Genomic DNA, 434 nt, shown 5'->3' with positions numbered 1-434 from the left:
GCCACGTCGTAACCGCGGTTGATCAGCAGCTTGCGTTGCAATTCACGCACCGTCAGCGAATCGTCCACCACCAGAATACGCTTGCGCGCGGCCTGTGCGTGCTGCTGATGGTTGCGCGCAATGCGCTCCAGACGCCCGGTATTGAGCAGTTTGTCCACCGAGCGCAGCATGTCCTCGACATCCACGATCAGCGCCACCCGGCCGTCATCGAGCAGGGCTCCGGCGGAGATGTCCTGAATCTTGCCCAGGCGGTCGTCCAGCGGCAGCACTACCAGGGTGCGCTCGCCGATGAAACGCTCCACGGCGATCCCGTACACCGCATCGCGCTCGCGGATCACCACCACTTTCAGAGTTGGCGCGCTTTCCTGGGTTGCCGGCCGCTGCAGCAACTGGCTGGCGGCGACCAGGCCGACATGCCGGCCTTCGTGCCAGAA

General features: G+C 64.7%; 1 protein-coding gene. It reads right to left on the bottom strand.

Annotated elements, in window-relative coordinates:
- A partial coding sequence (locus tag NR111_RS18275; protein WP_256821633.1) for a chemotaxis protein CheW occupies positions 1 to 434 on the bottom strand: 434 nt, incomplete at both ends.

This window comes from Dietzia sp. Die43 (assembly GCF_024519835.1).
Taxonomy (GTDB): Bacteria; Actinomycetota; Actinomycetes; order Mycobacteriales; family Mycobacteriaceae; genus Dietzia; species Dietzia kunjamensis.
This window is presented reverse-complemented; position numbering and strand designations above follow the sequence as displayed.